The organism is Methylobacterium nigriterrae, assembly GCF_037106235.1.
GTDB lineage: Bacteria > Pseudomonadota > Alphaproteobacteria > Rhizobiales > Beijerinckiaceae > Methylobacterium > Methylobacterium nigriterrae.
Genome location: NZ_JBAWTG010000317.1, coordinates 1 through 2011 on the forward strand (window position 1 = coordinate 1; position 2011 = coordinate 2011).

The 2011-nt window shown below is 61.1% G+C and carries 1 protein-coding gene; it reads right to left on the reverse strand.

Annotated features, from left to right (window positions below; genetic code table 11):
• Positions 1–78 precede the first annotated feature (78 nt).
• Positions 79–675, reverse strand: a complete 597-nt coding sequence (locus WDW90_RS36610; RefSeq protein WP_336492640.1) for a bestrophin-like domain — start codon at positions 673–675, stop codon at positions 79–81.
• Between the last annotated feature and the right edge of the window lie 1336 nt (positions 676–2011).

Consider the following 2011-nt stretch of genomic DNA (forward strand, 5'->3'; position numbering starts at 1 on the left):
CCAGCTTTCTCCATTCCACGTCGTCCAGCATCGCTCCTCCCAGTCAGGAGGAGCAAAACGCCCGCAAACGGAACACGTTCAAGGCCGAACAGGCCGTAGCAGGGTCAGCCATTTTGACTGATCGATGCGGGATTGAGCGAGACTCAGACGGTCACCGCGGGCGCTTCGCAACCGCATGACCGTATCGAGCAGGGCTTGATGCGCTGCCAGGCCAGCCTCGACACTGATGCGTGGGGCCGCCACAGCCTGGAGTAGCCGGTCCAGCGCCTCGCCCGCCTTCGGCGATGCCTCGCCATCCTGCATCCGCTCCCACTCGTCCGTGACCACCGCATCGAGATAGGCGGCAAGGTCGGCGCGGATGTGAGACATATCGGATGCGGTGGCCATACTGAGATCGTAGGCTGCGAGCACGCTATCACGTTCCGCCTGGACGGCGCGGACTGCCTGTCTCTGCCGTTCCCAGGTGTCGTTGGCTACGAAGCCGGTGAGCAGCGCGAGCAGCACCGAGACGCAGCCGAAGTACGGAGCTACGACACCGCCGAGACTGAGGCAGAAGTTACGCGTTGGTGGCACGGTGGCCATGAGGCGGATTAGGGCCACTGCGCCAGCGAAGACGAGGGCGAGCAGGCCGAACATCAGCCAGATCGGTTGGTCGAGCCAGAAACCGAGTATCACCGCCTGCTTTCCTCTGCGCGACGGCCCAGCCTAGGCAGGGTTGGTGAGCGGAACGTAAAGGCGGTGCCATTCGTGACGAGCACGGCCCAAACATCGATCACGCCATTGTTCATCGCTGATCGTGAGCTGCTCTATGGCACTCGATGTTCTGCCTGCGATGAATGTATCGCTTCCCGCAAATATACTCGCTCCTTTCCGGGCGGGACAGGCGTTACGGGTGGTACTCGAGGCAGGTTGTAAACCTCAGGGCGGTATCGGGCGGGGTTGAGCGATGGGAACGGTCGGTCATTGTGCCCCAGGCTTTGCAGGCACCCAGCTCAGGAGCTCAGATCCAATGGCACGTATTTTCGTCGTGACGACAGCTTCCGAAGGCGGCAGTTAGCGTAACTCTGCTGTAAATGCCGTGCTGTAGTTGATCCTCCTCGCTCGGGCGCAAGATCACCGCCGATGATGCCGCCGGACAAGCGGTGTGGATGAAGAGCCGACTGTCGGCTGAGACAACCGGCTGCGCCTGTTCTGCATCATCTGCGTATTGGAACTCGTTGTTTGCTGCTGTTGAACCGCGCGACTCTGAGCCTGTCCAGCGAGAGAATTGTTGATGCTGTTGATGTTGGAGCTTGGGGAGACTTGGGCCAGCGCTGGCGTGGCGGCTGCCAGAGCGACGGCGAGGACTCCTAGGAAAGCTGGCGCACGCATGATGTTCCTCCTGGGCAACGTATTCAGGTTTACACTGACGACGCGCCCCGGGGCGGCAGGTTCCACCCCAGGTCGGATGCCTAAGATCCTTGCAAGTAGGGCAAGAAATATTTGGTTTGCCGGAGCACACCTCTGCGGTGAAACGTCAGCTAGGTTGACTCTGGAAATGCACCCGAATGGCGGTTCGGACAGAACAGGTTCGCTTCGAACTCTTGGCTATCTACCGGGTGGTACAGGTGTTCTAGGCGGTACTCGAAGGGAAGATCACCGGAGCGGGTGGTACAGAGGGGTACCGGTCCCTCGCTAACAACCTGCCGGTACCACACTGTCTCGCCCCGGTACCACCTGGGCTCGCTTGGTTTTGCTCTGCGGTACCACCTGTACCGCCTGTACCACCCTACGGAGCCCCGGAAGCATAGCAGCCTGCCTGCCTCGGGGTCGCATGTGCCTCCTCCCAGTCCGGCAGGTCCGATATTCGGCAGACGAGCACAGCGCGCCGATACGCAGCCCGACTGTGCGTGATGCGCCCCACGGAAACGCACCACGCAACAATGCAGATTCTGACGCGATCATGCTGAAACAACGCCTTCGTAGATCCGTCCCATGACGAACCTCAGTCACGCCCCTGCTCGCATTCCGG